Origin of the sequence: Stenotrophomonas maltophilia (assembly GCF_001676385.1) — a bacterium.
GTDB lineage: Bacteria > Pseudomonadota > Gammaproteobacteria > Xanthomonadales > Xanthomonadaceae > Stenotrophomonas > Stenotrophomonas maltophilia_J.
This window is the reverse complement of sequence record NZ_LYVJ01000012.1, coordinates 65,753-80,865: the sequence shown is the minus strand read 5'-3', so window position 1 is coordinate 80,865 and position 15,113 is coordinate 65,753. Positions and strand designations below refer to the sequence as shown.

General features: G+C 68.6%; 11 protein-coding genes. 5 read left to right on the top strand and 6 right to left on the bottom strand.

The features are described 5' to 3' along the window. Positions 1 to 26: 26 nt before the first annotated feature. The gene (locus tag A9K58_RS15605) at positions 27 to 3,875 is read left to right on the top strand and encodes a YhdP family protein (RefSeq protein ID WP_065200214.1); all 3,849 of its coding nucleotides are present in this window, start codon (positions 27 to 29) and stop codon (positions 3,873 to 3,875) included. A 59-nt stretch (positions 3,876 to 3,934) separates the two neighbouring features. Next, the gene (tldD, locus tag A9K58_RS15600) at positions 3,935 to 5,380 is read left to right on the top strand and encodes a metalloprotease TldD (protein ID WP_065200213.1); all 1,446 of its coding nucleotides are present in this window, start codon (positions 3,935 to 3,937) and stop codon (positions 5,378 to 5,380) included. A gap of 41 nt (positions 5,381 to 5,421) precedes the next feature. Here the strand turns inward: tldD and yjgA are convergent, their stop codons facing one another. Then, positions 5,422 to 6,009, bottom strand: a complete 588-nt coding sequence (gene yjgA / locus A9K58_RS15595; RefSeq protein ID WP_065200212.1) for a ribosome biogenesis factor YjgA — start codon at positions 6,007 to 6,009, stop codon at positions 5,422 to 5,424. Between the two features lie 67 nt (positions 6,010 to 6,076). Between yjgA and pmbA the strand changes: the two genes are divergently transcribed. Together pmbA and A9K58_RS15585 are read left to right on the top strand one after the other, a co-directional pair. Continuing rightward, positions 6,077 to 7,444 carry a metalloprotease PmbA gene (gene pmbA / locus A9K58_RS15590; protein WP_065200211.1) on the top strand — a complete coding sequence of 456 codons (1,368 nt, stop codon included), beginning with the start codon at positions 6,077 to 6,079 and terminating at the stop codon, positions 7,442 to 7,444. Between the two features lie 87 nt (positions 7,445 to 7,531). Then, positions 7,532 to 7,903, top strand: coding sequence for a DUF4870 domain-containing protein (locus A9K58_RS15585; RefSeq protein ID WP_065200210.1), 372 nt, complete (start codon positions 7,532 to 7,534; stop codon positions 7,901 to 7,903). Between the two features lie 118 nt (positions 7,904 to 8,021). Here the strand turns inward: A9K58_RS15585 and A9K58_RS15580 are convergent, their stop codons facing one another. From A9K58_RS15580 to A9K58_RS15560, 5 genes are all read right to left on the bottom strand, one after another. Further along, positions 8,022 to 8,900 (bottom strand): polyprenyl synthetase family protein, encoded by an 879-nt coding sequence (locus tag A9K58_RS15580; RefSeq protein WP_065200209.1) that lies wholly within the window; start codon positions 8,898 to 8,900, stop codon positions 8,022 to 8,024. Next, the gene (locus A9K58_RS15575) at positions 8,890 to 9,150 is read right to left on the bottom strand and encodes an exodeoxyribonuclease VII small subunit (protein WP_065200208.1); all 261 of its coding nucleotides are present in this window, start codon (positions 9,148 to 9,150) and stop codon (positions 8,890 to 8,892) included. The genes A9K58_RS15580 and A9K58_RS15575 overlap by 11 nt, the downstream gene beginning before the upstream one ends. Before the next feature lie 36 nt (positions 9,151 to 9,186). Further along, positions 9,187 to 10,473, bottom strand: coding sequence for a tRNA lysidine(34) synthetase TilS (gene tilS / locus A9K58_RS15570; RefSeq protein WP_065200207.1), 1,287 nt, complete (start codon positions 10,471 to 10,473; stop codon positions 9,187 to 9,189). A gap of 773 nt (positions 10,474 to 11,246) precedes the next feature. After that, on the bottom strand, positions 11,247 to 11,792 hold the full coding sequence (locus A9K58_RS15565; protein WP_065200206.1) for a WG repeat-containing protein: 546 nt from the start codon (positions 11,790 to 11,792) through the stop codon (positions 11,247 to 11,249). Further along, a complete protein-coding gene (locus A9K58_RS15560) occupies positions 11,789 to 13,492 on the bottom strand; it encodes an alkaline phosphatase (RefSeq protein ID WP_065200205.1) in 1,704 nt (567 codons plus the stop codon). Before A9K58_RS15560 ends, A9K58_RS15565 begins: the two co-directional genes overlap by 4 nt. Before the next feature lie 153 nt (positions 13,493 to 13,645). Between A9K58_RS15560 and A9K58_RS15555 the strand changes: the two genes are divergently transcribed. Next, positions 13,646 to 14,980 (top strand): dicarboxylate/amino acid:cation symporter, encoded by a 1,335-nt coding sequence (locus A9K58_RS15555; protein WP_065200204.1) that lies wholly within the window; start codon positions 13,646 to 13,648, stop codon positions 14,978 to 14,980. Positions 14,981 to 15,113: the final 133 nt, after the last annotated feature.

Here is a 15,113-nt window from a genome sequence, read left to right as displayed (position 1 = left end):
CGCCGGCCGCATGCCGGCGGTGGCCGATGAGCACGCCGTGGCGCCTGCGACTGCGAAGGATCCGCCGTCACATCATCGCCGCCTGCGCGGTGGGCCTGGTCGGGCTTGCATTGCTGGTGGGTACGTTGAGCCAGCTGCTGCCGCTGGCCGAACGCCACCCGGACAGGATTGCTGCGTGGCTGAGTGAGCGGGCCGGCCAGCCGGTGCGTTTCGATCAGCTGCAGACCGCCTGGACCCGGCGTGGCCCCCTGCTGCAGTTGCAAGGGTTGCGTATCGGGACGGGCTCCGGCCTGGCCGTTGGCGAGGCCGAGGTGCTGGTCTCGATGTATGCCGGCCTGCTGCCCGGGCGTTCGCTGACCGAGCTGCGCCTGCGCGGCCTCGCACTGGACCTCCAGCAGGGCACGGATGGCCGCTGGTCGGTGCGGGGACTGCCGCGGTCCAGTAGTACGGCGGATCCGCTGGATGCGCTGCGCCGGCTGGGTGAGCTGCAGGTGATCGGTGGCCGCCTCGGCGTGCACGCGCCAGGGCTGGGTATTGATACGACGTTGCCGCGCATCGACCTGCGCATGCGGGTCGACGGCGACCGCCTGCGGGTCGGTGTGCGTGCCTGGGCACAGACGGACGCGCTGCCATTGACCGCGGTGCTGGACCTCGACCGCCTGCGCGGCAATGGCCAGGCCTGGCTGGGGGGCGATCCGGTCGACTTCCATGCCTGGGCGCCGGTGCTGGCAGCAGGTGGCGTGCGCCTGCGCGAGGGCAGGGGCGAGCTGAACCTGTGGCTGGCCCTGCACGATTTCGTACCGGTTGCGGTGACAACCGACTCGGACCTGCGCGACGTGCGCATCGACGGCGCACCGATGCCGGACGTGGCGGCACCACAGCTGCAGCTGCAGCGGCTGCAGGCACGCCTGCGCTGGCAGCGCCAGGGCGATGGCTGGGCACTGCAGGTGGCACGCCTGCGGCTGAAGGCGGAAGAGGACGAGCAGCGGCTCGATGGCCTGCAGTTGCAGGTCGGCCGGCAACTGCGCGTGCGTTCGGGGCCGGTGCAGGCCGGCATGGCGCTGCGCGCGTTGGCGCTGAGCGATCGTCTCGCGCCCGGCCTGCGCCACTGGTTGTTCCTGTCCAGGCCGCAGCTGGATGTGCGTGATCTGCAGCTGGCCGGCGAACGCGATGGGCCGCTATGGGCCCAGGGCGAACTGCAGTCGCTGGGCTTTGCCAGCGTCGGCCATTCCCCGGGGGTACGCGGCCTGGGCGGGCGCTTCGAAGCGGATGCCGACGGCTTCAGCCTGCAGCTGGAGCCCCAGCGGCAGTTGCAGTTCGACTGGCCGACGGGCTTTGGCGTGCGCCATGACCTGCACCTGGCCGGCCAGGTGGTGGGCTGGCGCGATGAAGCCGGTGGCTGGCGCGTCGGCACGCCCGCGATGCGCGTGCAGGGCACCGACTATGCGGCCGACGTGCGCGGCGGGGTCTGGTTCCAGGGAGACGGTACCCGCCCGTGGCTGCAGCTGGCGGCCAGGCTCGACGACGTGCCGATGACCGCAGCCAAGCGTTTCTGGATCCACTCCAGGATGAGCAAGGCAGCCACCGACTGGCTGGACATGGCGCTGGCGGGCGGCCAGGTACGGGGCGGCGTCGGCCTGGTCAGTGGTGACCTGGACGACTGGCCATTCGACAACAACGATGGCCGCTTCGAGGCGACCGGGCACATCAGCAACGGCGACATCCGTTTCCAGCGTGACTGGCCGCTGATGCGCCAGGTCGATGCCGATATCGCATTCATCGGCCCCGGTTTCAGCATGCACGGACGCGGCGACCTGGCGGGCGTGGCGGTACAGACGTTCGAAGCGGGCATTCCCGACTTCGGCCGGCAGCCGCTGTACGTACGGGCCGACACCCGGAGCGAGGCCGGCAGGCTGCTGGCGATGCTGCGGCAGAGCCCGCTGCACAAGAGCTATGGCGACACCCTCGACAACCTCACTGCGGCGGGCCCGGCGCACGTGACCTTCGATCTGCTGCAGCCGATGCACCACGATGAAGGTGGCGGGCACCTGCAGGGAACGGTGGACCTGGCCGGTGTGAAGCTGGTCGACAAGCGCTTTGCACTGGCCTTCGACGACATGCGCGGGCAGGCCCGCTACAGCAACGGTGGTTTCGACGCCGAAGGCCTGTCGGTGCGCCATCTTGGGCAGGACGGGCGCTTGAGCCTGCGCGCCGGCAGCTACGTGCGTGACAGCACCCTGGCCTTCGAATCGCTGCTGTCGGCGAACCTCGATGCCGGCGTGCTGATCGACCGCGCGCCGGAGATGGCCTGGCTGAAGCCCTACATCACCGGTACGTCGCCGTGGACCATCGCAGTCAACCTGCCCAAGGTCGCGCCGGGGGCGCCTGCGCCACCGAGTGAGCTGCGCCTGGGTTCGGACCTGGTTGGAACCCGCCTGGATCTGCCGGCACCGCTGGACAAGCCGGCCGGCGAACCGCTGGCGACCACGGTGGCGGCGCAGTTGCCGATGGGCGCCGGCCGCATAGACGTGGCCTTCGGCCAGCGCCTGGCCCTGGCCGCGCGCAGCCACAACAACCAGACCGGCGTACAGGTCACGCTGGGCAGCAGCCAGGTCGACCGCGAGCCACCGCCCAGTGGACTGGCGGTCGATGGCCGCAGCCCGACCCTGGATGCGCTGGAGTGGATCAGCCTGGCGCGTGGTGGTGGCGACGATGACGCGATGCCGCTGCGCGCCGTGGATGTGCAGGTCGGAAAGCTCAAGCTGATCGGCGGTGTCTTCGAGCAGACGCGCTTGCAGCTGCGACCGGGTGCGCAGGCGCTGGACGTGCGCTTGGACGGCCCGTCGCTGGCGGGCCGCATCACCGTGCCCAATGCCGAAGGTGGCACCATCAGCGGCCAGCTTGAGCGCGTGCATTGGCAGTCGCTGCCCGCATCACCGGGGGCGCAGGCCACGCCGGCGCGGATCCAGGCCGGCGCCAACGACGTGGATCCGGCCAAGTTGCCGCCGTTCGCACTGGACATCGCAGACCTCAAGTTCGGCAAGGTCGTGCTCGGCCAGGCAGTGCTGCGCACGCGGCCGCTGGCCAATGGCCTGAACGTGGACGAGCTGCGCTTCCGTGCACCGGACCAGGAGATCGACATCAGCGGTCGCTGGCTGGGCCACACCGGAGGTGCCCGCACCGAACTGACCGCGCAGGTGCGCAGCGAAGACCTGGGCGGACTGATGCAGAACTTCGACTATGGCGGCCAGCTGCGCGGCGGCTCGGGCCAGGCGCAGTTGCAGGCATCGTGGAGTGGCGGCCCGTCGGACTTCCAGCTCGGCAACCTGCAGGGCCGCCTCGACCTGAACGCCCGCAACGGCCAACTGCTGGAACTGGAACCCGGTGCCGGTCGCGTGCTCGGCCTGCTCAGCGTCACCCAGTTGCCACGGCGCCTGATGTTCGACTTCCGCGACTTCTTCTCCAAGGGTTTCGCGTTCAACCAGATCGACGGCAGCATGCAGTTCGGCCAGGGCATGGCGCGCACCGACAAGGTGCTGATCGAAGGCCCGGCGGCCAACATCACCATCCGCGGCCAGGCCGACCTGCGCAACCAGCAGTTCGACCAGACCATCGACGTCAATCCGCGCGCGGGCAACCTGCTGACCGTGGTCGGTGCGGTGGCCGGCGGCCCGGTGGGCGCGGCGCTGGGCGCGGCCACCAATGCGGTATTGTCCAAGCCCTTGGGCGAGATTGGCGCCCGTACCTACAAGGTGACCGGTCCATGGAAGGAGCCGAAGGTGGAGGTGATCGAGCGCAGCCGCGACCGGCCACCGCCGCCCATGCCGGCGCCGGCCATCCCGCCGACCGTTACCGACCTGCCGCGCTCGCCGTGAGCGAGGCCCATCCGTTCACGGGGCTTGCCTGAGTGCCCCCGCATCCCCAGATCGAGACCATGACTGATATTGCCCTGACGCTTGCCCAAGACCGCCTGCTGCGCCCCGGTGGCCTGGATACCGCTGGCCTGGAGCGCGCCTTCGGCCAGCTGCTCGGCCCCGGTGTCGACTTCGGCGACCTTTATTTCCAGCACGCACGCCGCGAGAGCTGGAGCGTGGAAGACGGCATCGTCAAGGACGGCGCCCATTCCATCGAGCAGGGCGTGGGCGTGCGCGCGATTTCCGGAGAGAAGACCGGTTTCGCCTATTCCGACGACATCCATGCCGACGCGCTGCTGGCGGCGGCGCAGTCGGCGCGTGCGATCTCGCGCGAGGGCGGCGCGCAGTCCGGCCGTTCGCTGCTGCGCGGCAATACACGCGCGCTGTACCCTGCGCTGGACCCGATCGACGGGATCGGCAACGAGGCCAAGGTCGAGGTGCTCAAGCGCCTCGATGGTTACCTGCGCGCCGCCGACCCGCGCGTGAAGCAGGTGATGGTCAGCCTGTCCGGCGGCGTGGATACGGTACTGATCGCCCGCAGCGATGGCGTGCTCGGTGCCGATGTGCGCCCGCTGGTACGCCTGAACGTGCAGGTGATCGTCGAGCAGAACGGCCGTCGTGAGTCGGGTTATGCCGGTGGTGGTGGCCGCTATGGCTACGAGGAACTGTTCGCCGGTGGCCGCCCCGAAGCCTTCGCCCGCGAGGCTCTGCGCCAGGCGCTGGTGAATCTGGACGCAGTGCCGGCACCGGCCGGCGTGATGCCGGTGGTGCTCGGCCCCGGCTGGCCGGGCGTGCTGCTGCACGAAGCCGTGGGCCATGGCCTGGAAGGCGACTTCAACCGCAAGGGCACCAGCGTCTATGCCGGCCGCATCGGTGAACGCGTGGCGGCGCCGGGCGTGACCATCGTCGACGACGGTACGCTCGACGGGCGCCGCGGCTCGCTGAACATCGACGACGAAGGCCACCCGAGCCAGTGCACGACGTTGATCGAGGACGGCATCCTGGTCGGCTACATGCAGGACAGCCTCAATGCGCGGCTGATGGGCATGGCGCCGACCGGCAACGCGCGCCGCGAATCGTTCGCGCACCTGACCATGCCGCGCATGACCAATACCTACATGCGCGCCGGCCAGCATGACCCGCAGGACATGATCCGTTCGGTGAAGAAGGGCCTCTATGCGGTCAACTTCGGCGGGGGCCAGGTCGACATCACCAGCGGCAAGTACGTGTTCTCCGCCACCGAGGCCTACCTGATCGAGGATGGCCGCGTGACTACGCCGGTGAAGGGGGCGACGCTGATCGGCAATGGTCCGGAAACCATGCAGAAGGTGCGCATGGTCGGCAACGACCTGGCCCTGGACGAGGGCGTGGGCATCTGTGGCAAGGACGGGCAGAGCGTGCCGGTGGGTGTCGGCCAGCCGTCCCTGTTGATCGAAGGCATCACTGTCGGCGGTACCCAGGCCTGAGCCGGGCGATGGCCAGCGCCACCGCCCTGGCCGGCGGGGACTCAGTCTTCGCCGGCGTCGTCGGCCGGACGGTCGGCGTGTTCGTCGCCGGCCGCCTTCAGGCCGAGCGCGGCCGGCAGCATCAGCCCACGCAGCACCTGGTAGATCTCGCGGTAGGCGCGCGGTGGCTTGTTCTTCGCCTTCTCGGCCTGGGCGTTGCGCACCAGCGTGCGCAGTTGCTGGCGGTCGGCCTGCGGGTAGTCATCGAGCAGGGCGGCCAGCGCCTTGTCACCCTCGGCCAGCAGGCGATCGCGCCAGTCTTCCACGCGGTGCATCATCGCCACTTCGCGGCGGCCGGTCTCGCTGTTGGCATCCAGCGCATCGCGGATCGCCTCCAGCGTGGCCTCGTCCTCGCGGCGCATGTGCTTGGCCAGGAACGCCAGCTGCCGCTTGTGGGCGATATGGGCGGTGATCCGCTTGCACTCTGCGATGTGCGGCAGCAGATCTTCCGGGATCGGCAGGCGCGCCAGCTGGGCCGGGGTCAGCGACACCAGCTTTTCACCCAGGGCCAGGACTTCCAGGGCCTCGCCGCGCTTCTGCTTGCGGCTCTTGTCAAGGAATTCACCGGTTTCTTCGTCGCGTCCGCGCATCGTCCACACCTGCTTTCAAAAAAGTCGCCCGGCGTGATGCCGGGCCCAACCCGTACAGGATAAAGCATTGAACGTGATCGCCCCTGAAGTCGCCCTCGGCGACGACAGCCCGGCCCGGCTGGAACGGCTGGCCGACCTTTCCCAGCAATTGCTTGACCGCGCCCGCGCACTCGGCGCCAGCCAGGCCGAGGTGAGCTGCAGTGAGGACCGTGGCCTGGAGGTCAATGTCCGCCTCGGCGAAGTCGAGACCGTGCAGTCCACGCGTGATCGCGGCATCGCCGTCACCGTCTACTTCGGCCAGCGCAAGGGCAGTGCCAGCACTGGCGACCTGAACGAGGCCAGCCTGGCCGCGACCGTCGAACAGGCCTGCGCGATCGCCCGCCACACCGAGCACGACCCGGCGGCGGGCTTGGCCGAGGCGGCGCTGATGGCGACCGAGTTCCCGGATCTGGACGGCTGGCACCCCTGGACGTTGCATGCCGATGACGCGGTCGACCTGGCACTGGCCTGCGAAGCGGCCGGCCGCGAGGCGGATGGCCGCATCAGCAACTCCGACGGAGCTTCGGTGGGGAGTTCGCAGAGCCTGTCGGTGTACGCCAACTCGCATGGATTCATTGGCCGGGAACGCGGTACGCACCATTCGATCGGCTGCGCGCTGATCGCAGGCCAGGGAGACGGCATGCAGCGTGACGGCTGGTACACCAGCGCACTGGCCCGCGCGGACCTGGAGCAGGTGGGCCTGGTCGGACGCCGCGCCGCCGAGCGTACCGTGGCCCGCCTGCAGCCCCGCTCGCTGGCCACCGGCAGCATGCCGGTACTGTTTGCCCCGGAAGTGGCGCGCAGCCTGGTCGGCCACCTGCTGTCGGCCGTGTCCGGCGGGGCCCTCTATCGCCAGGCCAGTTTCCTGCTGGACAGCGTCGGCCAGCGCCTGTTCCCCGAGTGGATGCAGATCGAGGAACTGCCGCACCTGCGCCGCGGCCTGCGCTCGGCGGCGTTCGACGGCGATGGCGTGGCGACCCGCGCCTCGGCACTGATCCGCGATGGCGTACTGCAGCGCTACGTGCTGGGCAGTTACTCGGCGCGCAGGCTGGGCCTGCAGACCACCGCCAACGCCGGTGGCGTGCATAACCTGCAGCTGGCGGCCAATGCCGGTTCCCTGCAGGAGATTGCCCGGCAGATGGGCGACGGCCTGCTGGTGACCGAGTTGATGGGGCAGGGCGTGAACGGGGTCACCGGCGACTATTCGCGCGGCGCGGGCGGTTTCCGTGTCGAGAATGGCGAGATCCAGTACCCGGTGGATGGCATCACCATTGCCGGCAACCTGCGCGAGATGTTCGGCAGCATCGAGGCGGTCGGCAGCGACGTCGACCCCCGCTCGCACATCCGGACCGGCTCGATCCTGGTGGGGCGGATGACCATCGCCGGTAATGATTGATGGCGTTGATGGCGTAAGCTATGCGCGCCTGACGCATTCAGCCTGATGCTGGTGGGTCAAGACCACCCAATGAAAAGGAGTTTTATCGTGAGCGAATTCGATAACGTCCCACCGCCGCCGGCGACCACCGACGTGCCGTCCGACCAGCGCACCATGGCGCTGGCCGCCCACCTGCTGGGTATCTTCACCGGCTTCATCGGCGCATTGATCATCTGGCTGATCAACAAGGATGACGCAGGCAAGGCCTTCGTGACCGACCAGGCCAAGGAAGCCCTGAACTTCCAGATCACGGTCGCCATTGCGATGGTCGTGTGCATCATCCTGACCATCGTGGTCATCGGCGCGATCCTGATGCCGGTCGTCGGTCTGGTCAGCCTGGTGTTCAGCATCATCGCTGCGGTCAAGGCCAACAACGGCGAGGCCTACCGCTACCCGTTCGCGCTGCGCCTGATCAAGTAATAGCGGCCGCGTGCGGACATGAAAACGCCCGGCATTGCCGGGCGTTTCCATTTTGGCGCCTACGGTACGGCGGGCCACGCCTGGCGAGCGCGCAGCGCGGCAGCGTCACCGCCAGCGATCAGTGATTCCGCTCCACCGCCAGCGTCGCCAACGCGCGCAGTGGATCGGCCTCCTCGCCATGGCCGGCCAGGATCTCCTGCATGCGCACGGCCTGCGCGTGCAACTGTGCTTTCGCACCGTCCATGCCGAGCAGCGCGGGGAAGGTGCTCTTGTCCTGTGCCTGGTCCTTGCCGGCCGTCTTGCCCAGCTGTTCCGAACTGGCCTCGACATCGAGGATGTCATCGCGCACCTGGAAGGCCAGGCCGAGTGCATCGGCGAAGTGGTCCAGCCGGGCCAGCTGTGGTTCGTGGGCCTGCCCGCACAGCGCGCCCATGCGTACCGCCGCGCGGATCAGTGCGCCGGTCTTCAGGGCATGCATGCGCGTCAGCGCCGCCAGAGCCTGTTGCTGGCCGGTGGCGTCGATGTCCAGGGCCTGGCCGCCGCACATGCCGGAGGCACCGGACGCATGGGCCAGGGTCTGCAGGCAGGCCACGCGCAACGTGGCTGGCAGCGGCGCGTCGGCCAGCAGGCTGAAGGCCCGGGCCTGCAGTGCGTCACCGGCGAGGATCGCGGTGGCTTCGTCGAAGGCGATGTGGGTGGTGGGCTTGCCGCGGCGGAGGGCGTCGTCGTCCATGGCCGGCAGGTCGTCATGCACCAGCGAATAGGCATGGATCAGTTCCACCGCCATCGCGGCTGCGTCCAGCTGCTCCGGCTGGGCGCCGAACAGGTGGCCGCTGGCATACACCAGCAGCGGGCGCATCCGCTTGCCGCCGCCCAGCACTGAATAACGCATCGCCTGGTGGAGGCGTTGCGGTGCTTCGGCAGGCGAGGGCAGGGCCGCGTCGAGCTGGCTTTCGATCCGGTCGCGCCAGCGCGTGAACAAGGCCTCAGCCGTCATGGCCGGGGGGATCGAAGGGTTCGGCGGTGTCGGGCTGGGCCGGGTCGCTGAGCAGGCGCACGCGCAGCTCGGCCTGTTCCAGCGCCTTCTGGCACTGCCGGTACAGCCCGACGCCACGTTCATAAGCGCTGAGCGACGCTTCCAGGCTCAGCTCGCCGGTTTCCATCTGCTCCACCAGTTGTTCCAGTGATTCAAGCGACTGCTCGAACTGGGCAACCGGGGAGGCGTTTTCGGGGGACTTCTTGGCCATGCGGCAAGTGTGGACGGGCTGCAGGCGGGGGTCAATTCACCAGCCGCCCGGGCGCCACTGCAGCCGCGCGTCATGGGCCTGCAACCAGGTGTGCAGCGGCGCGGCGATGACCACGTCGGCGGCGGCCAGCAACTGCTCGCTGTCAAACAGCAGCGGCAACTGCGCGCGTCGCCAGGGGGCCAGATGTTCGCGTTGCAGGCAGTCCTTCAGCGCAGATGAATGCTGGCGCCCGGGCAGCCGGATGCGTTCACCACCTGCCCGCGCGCGGACCTGCAGCGGGTGCTCGAAGGCACGGGTGCCGAGCAGGCACAGCTGGCCCCCATCGGGCAGGGCCAGCGGCGCGCGGCCATCCCACTGGGCCTGCCAGTCTTTCGGCAGCGCCGGCAGCTGTGCAGGCAGCAGATAGGCATGGTCACGCCATTGCCGGATCGCGTGGCCGTGCCAGCGCACGCGGGCCTGGCGGTCGTTGCCGGCAGGCAGCAGTTCATCCAGCGCCTGCTGCAACACCGCGGCTGGCAGTGGTGCCGCACCGTGGCCGATCACCCAGGCCCGCAGTACGCGTGCGGTGCGGCGGAGCGGGACCTGGCGCAGCAACTGCAGCGACAGCACGCGCGGTGCCACTTCCAGGTGCGCGATCAGTTCGGCGTCTTCCTCGTCCAGCAGTGCGCGGGTCTGCCCGCAATGCAAGGCACTGCCAGCGAGGGCGGCGGCCGCATGCGGCCAGCGTTGACGCAGCAGTGGCAGCACCTGCAGGCGCAGGAAATTGCGATCGGCGTGGTCGTCGCCATTGCTGGGGTCTTCGACCCAGCGCAGGGCATGTTGGCGGGCGTAGTCGAGCAATGCACTGCGCGGGACCGCCAGCAGTGGTCGCCACAGGCGATATCCGCCAAGGTGGCTGCTGGCGGACATCGCCGCAAGGCCATCCACGCCGGAACCGCGCAGGGCACGCAGCAGGAAGGTCTCGGCCTGGTCGTCCTGGTGCTGCGCCAGCGCCAGTGTTTCGCCGTCGCGCAGCTCCGCCGCGAAGGCTGCACGTCGTGCCTGCCGCGCGGCGCCCTCGATGCCAAGGCCTGTGGTGGTTTCGATCCGCACGCGGTGCACGGCCAGTTCGATGCCCAGTGCCGCACATTGCTGCTGGCAATGCGGCACCCATTCGTCGGCGGCAGGCTGCAGGCCGTGGTGGACGTGCACCGCACGCAAGGCCGTGCCTGAAGCCTGTGCGCAGCGCCACAACCAGTGCAGCAGCACGGTCGAGTCGACTCCGCCGCTGTAGCCCACCAGCAGGGGCGCATCCAGCGGGACGAGGGCAGGGAAAGCATTCACGGCGGCAAGTATAGGGTTGCTCGGCAGGGCTGCGCCCTGCGCCCGCTACGATCAACAGCAACAGCAACAGCAACAGCAACAGCAACAGCAACAGCAACAGCAACAGCAACAGCAACAGCAACAGCAGAAGCTGGTTTTCTGAGGGTAGGCGGGGTGGGTCCGGTTGCGGGAGACGCCGTAAACCCGTCCATGGGGGCTTGGCCGCGGCATCCATGCCGCGGACACTCCCGCAACCGGACCCACCCCGCCTTCGACAGATCCCGCGATCTGCTGGAACGGCATGGGGTCAGAACCGTTTTCCTGCGGAAAACGGATCTGACCCCGACTTATTTCGATATCTGACAGATGTGTCGACCAAGGTCGACACCTACCAGGAGCAACAGCAACCGCCGTGGTTGCCGGCCGCCGCGGAAGACTTTCGGGGGTGGGGCGGTGTGGGTGGCAGGACCGTTGGCGCCATGGGCCCGAGGCATGCCTCGGGCGGGTTGGGCAGGACGCCCAACCCCGGTCTTGCCGTGTGCGCACGACAGCGCACACGAGCAAGGCGCCATCGAGCCCCCATGGGTGAGGGCGCTTTGCTTGCGAAGCACTGCTTCGCAAGCGCCCGAACGCACAGCCGCCAGCGGCTGGGCCGGACCCCGGAGGGGGGTTTACGGCGTGTCCTGCCCACCCACACCACCCCGCCATCCCACGGAATGCACGCTGTTGCTGTTGCTGTTGCTTCGGCCGTTGCCGTTGCATCGGCAGGTGCAGGGCGCAGCCCTGCCGAAACCCTACTTCACCCGGCGGCCCGAGCGATCGATGCGGAACCACTCTCCGCCTTCCATCGGCGTGTGGCCATCGGCATCGGGCGTGCCGCGATGGCAGCCGTTGCAGACCTGGGCCACGCCGTCCTGGAACGGCCAGGCGAAATCGAATGTACCGGGTACCACCTGCCGGAACTTCAGATCAAAGTAGCCCACGCGGTTGCCGACGCGGCCACGCAGCAGGCCTTCCTGGGGCGAGTCCGGGCCGTTGTCCCAGGCCAGCACTGGCAGGCTGCGGCCCTTGCGGTCGACATAGTGGAAGCCCTGGTCGGCGTACACCACGGCCAGGCCTTGCCCGTCGAAGCCCAGGTTCCTGAGCGTGCCGGGCGCGATCCTCAGCCGGTGGTCGACCACCTCGCAGCCAGCGAGTGGCGAAAGACCGTGCTCGTCGTCCAGCAGTTCGCATGACGATGCCTGCGCAAGTGCATTGGCGCCGGTCAGCGCGGCGAGCGCGAACAGCGACCGCGCAAGGCGGCCGCTGGCGGAAATGCGGCAGGCCCGCCGCCGAATCACTTGGCTTCGGCCTTCTCGAACGCAGCGGGCACGGGCAACTGCACCGGCACGCCCTTGTCGTCGCAGGTGCCGGCCTGGCACAGGCGCCCGCGCAGCGCCGGGGTGGCCTGCACGATCATGTGGTAGATCGCGTTCTGTTCCAGCGTGCCGCGGATCGCCTTGCTGCCCGGGCCGCGGGCCCAGATGCCGACATCCTCGCCACCATGGGATTCGGACTTCATCGGCACCAGCGCCTCCTGCATGTAGTCCGGGTGCTCGGTGTCCACCTCGCGCAGGTCCGGGCGGCCGTTGGCCGGCTCGAAGCTGCTTGGGTTGTGCGGGTAACGCTTCGAGCCGGCCGGCTGCTGGTTGCTGCTGCCGGTGTGGCCCGGGCCGTTGGCGTAGCTCAGCGTGGTGTACGGCTGGCCGGTACCGTCGAGTGCATAGTCCAGCTTGCCGGCACCGTCTTCGCCGCCCTTGTCCTTCACCTTGCCGAGGATCGGGTTGCCGCGCGCCGGGTAGCCGACGAAGTTCAGGGTGTGCGAGTGGTCGGCGGTGACGATGATCAGGGTGTCGTCGGCCGAGGTCAGTTCGTTGGCCACGCGCACTGCATCGGACAGGGCCACGGTTTCGGTCAGGGCACGGTAGGCGTTGCCACTGTGATTGGCGTGGTCGATGCGCGCGCCTTCAACCATCAGCACATAGCCTTCCGGGTGCCTGGACAGGTTCTTGATCGCCGCCGCGGTCAGTTCAGCCAGGCTCGGCTCGCCGCCCGGATCCTGCGGGCGCTCGTACTCGTAGCGCATGTGGTCCGGCTCGAACAGGCCGAGGATGGCTGGTGCATCGCCGGCGGCGGCCAGCTGCCTGCTGTTCCACACATAGGCGCCCTGCGGATGCGCCTGCTGCCACTCCTGCACCAGGCTGCGACCGTCCAGGCGCTGGCCGACCTTGTCGTCGTACTCGGGATCGCGTTCTTCCACGGTGGTGAATTCGCCGCGACCACCGCCCAGGGCCACCAGTGGGCCTCGACCGTAGCGGGAGGTCGACAGCAGTTGCTGGGCAATGTCCTTGCACCCGGCAGCCTTGGCGGCTTCGGTCAGGTCGGTGTCGTTTTCCCAGTTGCGCTCGGGCGAGTGGGCGTAGGTGGCGGCGGGGGTCGCATGGGTCAGGCGTGCGGTGGACACCACGCCGGTGGCCAGGCCGGCACTGTCGGCCAGCTGCAGCCAGGTCAGCAGGCCCTTGGACAGGCTGTCGGCGCAGTCGGTGCGGCTGCCGGCGCTGACGCCGATCGCGCCCATGTGGGTCTTCACGCCGGTGGTAATGGCGGTCATGGTGCCGGCCGAGTCCGGGGTCTGCGAATCGGTGTTGTAGGTCTTGCTGAACGCCGTGGCGGGGAAGCGCTCCCAGGACAGCAGGTTCTCCTCGCCCGAACCACCCTTCTTCTGGCCTTCATAGATGCGCGAGGCGGCCACGGTGGTCAGGCTCATGCCATCACCGAGGAACAGGATGACGTTCTTGGCCCTGCCGGACATCGCACCGTTGGCGGCGGCCTGTGCGGCGCCACTGCGGTACCACCACTGCGGGGTCTCGCCGGCGGGGTGGGCGACGGGGTCGACGGCGACCTTCAGGCCGGCCGGGGCGGAAGCAGGGGACGTACTGGCGCAGGCGCCGAGCAGCAGGGTGGTGGCGCAGGCGGCCAACAGGGAGACGGAACGACGCATGGACGCTGGGATCTCACGAACTGTAACGGGGCGTTCATTATGCCCGCCCGCGCAAGGCACGCCGATGACACACTGATTTGCCGGCCGGGCGGTCGTCCTATCGGCTGCGTTGGGCTATCGTGCAAGCATCCCTTTCTTCCCTCTGGATTGCCTATGAAGCTGGTCTCTGCCTGGCTGCGGATTCCATTCTGGCAGCGCGTGGTCGGTGGCTTCGTGCTTGGCGCGCTGGCGGGCTGGGCGTTCGGCCCGGCCGCGGAAACCTGGTTCGGCCCGCTCGGTGAGCTGTACGTCACGCTGATCAAGATGATCGCGGTGCCGCTGGTGTTCTTCGCGGTCATCAACGCGATTTCCTCTCTACATGGGCAGAAGTCGGTCGCTGCGCTCAGTGGCCGTACCTTCCTGTGGTTCGTGATCACCGCTGCCCTGGCGGTGTGCGTGGGCCTGGCAGTGGGCACCGTGCTGCAACCAGGTGCCGGCGGCCTGCAGTTGACGATGGCCAGCAACTACGTGCCGCGTGAAGTTCCCAGCGTGGTGCAGGTGCTGCTGGATGTCGTGCCGGCCAACGTCTTCTATGCGTTGTCCGGGATCGGCACCAAGGTCAATGCGGCGGGCGAGACGGTGCTGGCGGCAGGTCGCGGCTCGATCCTGCCGGTGATCTTCTTCGCCGGCCTGGTCGGCTTTGCCATCGTCAAGCTGGGCGAGAAGGTGACCGAGGCGCGCAAGCTGGTCGGCCAGATGAGCGACATCATGATCCAGGTGACCCGCTTCGTGCTGGAAGTCACCCCGGTCGGGACCTTTGGCCTGATTGCCGGCCTGGTCGGCAGCTATGGCTTCGAGAAGCTGCTGCCACTGGGCCATTTCGTGCTGGCCCTGTACGTAGCCTGCGCCCTGCACATCGTGGTGGTCTACAGCGCGCTGCTGCTGGCGCATGGGCTTAATCCACTGAAGTTCTTCCGAGGTGCGGCGCCGGGCATGCAGGTGGCGTTCGTCAGCTCGTCCAGCTTCGCGGCGATGCCGGTGGCGCTGCGCTCGATCACCCACAACCTGGGCGTGAACAAGGACTACGGTGCGTTCGCGGTGCCCCTGGGCGCCAGCATCAAGATGGACGGCTGCGGTGCGATCTATCCGGCGTTGTGTGCGGTGTTCATCGCGCAGTACAGCGGCGTGCCGCTGACCCCGGAACAGTACGTGGTGGTACTGATCGCTTCGGTGCTGGGCAGCTTCGGTACGGCCGGGGTGCCGGGTACGGCGGTGATCATGGCCACGGTGGTGCTGAGCGCGGCCAACCTGCCGCTGGAGACCATCGGCTACCTGTATGCCATTGATCGCATCCTGGACATGATGCGCACGATGACGAATGTGACCGGCCAGATGCTGGTGCCGGTGATCGTGGCCAAGGAAACCGGGCTGCTGGACCAGGCGGTGTATGACAACCCGTCCAGCAATGTGGGCGTGGATGACCCCGATCCGACACCACCACGCGGCTGAGGTTGCGTGGAGATGAAAGGCCCGCCCTGACCCGGCGGGCCCTTTGTTTTCCCTGGTAGGCCTGCGTCGCTCGTGGATGGAGGCAGATGCCAACCAATGGCCGGCACCGATCAGGGAGTCAGCAGGTCCGCGC